The following is a 3,252-nucleotide window of genomic DNA, read 5'->3' as shown; positions in this document are numbered from 1 at the left end:
CCCAGCAGCTCGAACGTCGCGGTGCCGGTATAGGTCAGGACATAGGTGTTGTTGAGCCCCGCCGATAGCGGGTCCATGCCGACCATCGTGTAGACCGTGTCGACCCCCGCCGGGATCGCCAGCGGATAGCCGTTCGCGTCGAGCTTGATGTTGTCGGCGCCCATCCAGGACGACGCGGTCTTCATCCGGTCGATGAACGGGAACTCCGTCTGGTAATAGTTCACGCCAGCGAGGTTCATTCCGATGTTGGCCGTAGTCACCATGAACTTTTCCCTTTTTGTTGCCGCCAGTTAGCCCTGAAGGAGTTGACGGCGACGGGAGAGAGACGATGAATGGATCGATAAGCACGTTCGCGATGACCGATCCCGGATCCCCGCGCATCGGCCTTGCCCCCGCCCCGCCGGCTCGCCTAAGCCGGGCGCGTCCGCATCGGAGAGACCGCCGTTGATCCCCGCCCAGCCCGCGTCGGTTCCGGCCGGTGTCCGCGTCCTCCGGCCCGACGACCGGCCGACGCACCCGTTCACGATCTGCGCGCTGGTCACCAGGCCGGACCAGTATGACCGGATGCTGAGCTCCTATCGCGCGGCGGGGTTCGGCGATGATTGCGAATATCTGTGCATCGATAATTCGCGGGGCAACGTTCATGACGCCTTCACCGGCTATAACGCGTTCCTGGTCGAGGCGCGGGGCGAGTTCGTCATCCTCACCCATCAGGACGTCGAGTTGTGTTTCGACGATCGCGCCACGCTGGAGGCACGGTTGCGCGAGTTGACGGCGCGCGACCCGGGCTGGGCCCTGTGCGGCAATGCCGGCGGCATCGCGGTCGGACGAGTGGCGATGCGCATCACCGATCCGCATGGCGACGACATCACGCTGGGCGATCTGCCGCAGCCTGTCACCGCGCTGGACGAGAACTTCCTCGTCGTCCGGCGCGACGCCAATCTATGCCTGTCGCGCGATCTGTCCGGCTATCACATGTACGGAGCGGACCTGTGCGTCATGGCCGACATCCTGGGCCACCGCGCCTATGTGATCGACTTCCACCTGCGCCACCTCAGCGGCGGCACGCTGGACGACAGCTTCCGGACCAGCGCCGCCGCGTTCGATCGCAAATACGCGCGCGCCTTCCGGTCACGCTGGATCCAGACCACCGTGACCGAGGTGTTCCTGTCGGGCTCCCGCCTGGTCAAGCAAGCGGCCACCTCACGCGTCGCGGGGTGGTGGCGCCGGCGGACCTGAACCCTATCGGGCGGCGGCGATCGTGCCGACGGCGGCGACCCGGCTGCCCGCGGTGGTGTCGGTCGCCAGGATCTCGAACGCCGATCCGCTCTCCTTGTCGCCGAAGAACCAGCCGCTGAACGAGGAGAACAGGCTGACGCGATCGGTGCCGTCGAGCTGGCCGGTGAACTTGCCATGGGCGGGATCGAGCGCGGCGGTGCCGGTGAAGCTGCCCAGGTCGGTGACGGCGGTCGCCACTCCGCTCGCCGTCTGCAGGTTGCCGAGCAGATGCACCGTGACGGTGATCGCCTGGCCGGTGGCGTCGATGCCGACCGCGCCCGTGCTGCCGCTCAACGCATAGGTCTGGATCGTGCCGTCCAGCGCGCCGAGATGGGCGGTGCCGCCGATGCTGATCCTGGTATAGGTGACCGCCGCCGTGGGCACCGCGGCGGCCGCCGCCGGCACCCCGAACACACACGAATAGAGTGTCGATCCCGCGGCGCGATCCGTGCGCAGGGCGAAGCTGCGTGTGAAGTCGAATGTCGTTCCGCCGACGACGGGATCGATCACGGTGAAGCGCTGCGCCGACCCGTCGACGACATGCTCATAGCTCAGCTGGCCGGCGGGCGCGGCCACCGCGTCGGCCGGCCCGAACGACTGGGCGACACCGTCGCCGCCGATCGTCCACCCGCGCGTGGCCGCGGCATAGCCGAGCGTCAGCGCTTCGCCATAGGCCAGCGCCGGCTGAGGCGGTGTCGGCAGATCGCCGCTCAGCAGCAGCGATGCACAAGCCGTCCCGAAGCTCCGATCACCCGACAGGTCGGCGTAGCGCGAATAGGCGCTGGTCGGTGTCGGCGTGGGCGCAGGCGTGGGTGTGGGTGTGGGTGTGGGTGTGGGTGTGGGAGTAGGCGTGGGCGCCGGGGTGGGCGTGCCCGACACCACCGCGACCGATGAAGTCGCCCCACTCGAACCGCCGCCACAGGCGGTCAGCATCAGGCCGCCGCTCGCCACCAACAGCCAATCGCGCATCGTTCCACCCTCGAACATCCTGTTGAGCGGTCTAGGGCCGATCGGTGAAGTTGTGGTTACCGCCCGCACGCGCCGGGCCGGCGTGAAGCCGCTGGTCGGCAGCGGACGGACCCGGCTCCACCACCGGGTATTTGTGCCCCTGATCCCCGGTGGATTGGCGGAGAGGGTGGGTGCCGTGTTCGCAGCTCTAACTTCTTGATGTTAATATATTTCGATCCCCGAGGGAGCTTTCTGCTCCCTCGTCGTCTACCACTCTCAGGTAGGCCGTGGGAAAGGCTCCGCCATAGTCTCTCGGCGGCACCGGGACCACTGTGGTGTGAACGCAGTCTGCCGCTGTTAAATACCTGATCTCATATCTCCCTTGTTCAGCGAGGAAGAAGAGCTTGAGCGGAACAGGGTCAACTCCACTCTGCTCTCGCGCAGATCTCACGCCAGTTAAAGGGCTATGTCTCTAAATCAGCGGGTCCTTGGTTCGAGCCCAAGTGCGTCCACCACCTTTTCAATGACTTAGCAGGTCCGCAAGCCCCCTCCCAACCGGGCTGGGTAACGCTGCGGGTAACACGGCCCTAGAGCCATCAGAATCACTCGCCGAGCAGAACCTGCTTGCCGCAGAAGCAGGCTGGCCTGTTGGGCACGTAGCTAGCGTGCACCTTGACGGATTTACGCGGAAAGGCGACCGTTGCCCGTCGTAGGGTGGCAGGACCAAAGCAATGCCGACGCGAAGCCGACAAACTGACGTTAGTGGCGTTGAGGATGGCGGGAAGCTGGAGCTAGTCCGCCAGGGTCAGCCCGATGAAAGGTTGGTCGAGTTGGTTCGGGCAATGGCGAGGATGGCCGCCAGACGCTACGCGGCGACCGGCGCGGACGGGCCGCCAACCAGCACGACGTGAGGGCGCGCAGCATTCAAGCCGTCCTTCTCGCAAGTTAAGATGGTTGCGGGGACCCGCTTTCATCTTAGCTTGCGATCTCCGTCACCAGCGAGATTGGCTAGCTTTTGCGATCTGA

The 3,252-nt window shown here is 65.7% G+C and carries 3 protein-coding genes; 1 reads left to right on the top strand and 2 read right to left on the bottom strand.

Translation table 11 applies throughout. From position 1 onward, the window contains the following. On the bottom strand, positions 1-263 hold a 263-nt coding region (locus HUU95_RS11880), incomplete at its 3' end, for a hypothetical protein (RefSeq protein WP_217429830.1). A 181-nt stretch (positions 264-444) separates the two neighbouring features. Between HUU95_RS11880 and HUU95_RS11875 the strand changes: the two genes are divergently transcribed. Next, complete coding sequence (locus tag HUU95_RS11875) at positions 445-1,239, top strand: acyl esterase (protein WP_174280300.1); 795 nt, start codon at positions 445-447, stop codon at positions 1,237-1,239. 3 nt (positions 1,240-1,242) lie between these two features. Here HUU95_RS11875 and HUU95_RS14375 read toward each other — a convergent pair whose 3' ends face one another. Continuing rightward, positions 1,243-2,247, bottom strand: a complete 1,005-nt coding sequence (locus HUU95_RS14375) for a hypothetical protein (RefSeq protein WP_217429829.1) — start codon at positions 2,245-2,247, stop codon at positions 1,243-1,245. Positions 2,248-3,252 lie beyond the last annotated feature (1,005 nt).

It is taken from the genome of Sphingomonas bacterium, from assembly GCF_903643065.1.
GTDB lineage: Bacteria > Pseudomonadota > Alphaproteobacteria > Sphingomonadales > Sphingomonadaceae > Sphingomonas.
Note: the sequence above shows the minus strand (reverse complement) of the source record. Positions and strands in the feature narration are given on the sequence as shown.

Excerpts from the sequence above, each read along its gene's own strand:
- HUU95_RS14375 (WP_217429829.1), bottom strand. The coding sequence starts at position 2,247 with ATGCGCGATTGGCTGTTGGTGGCGAGCGGCGGCCTGATGCTGACCGCC.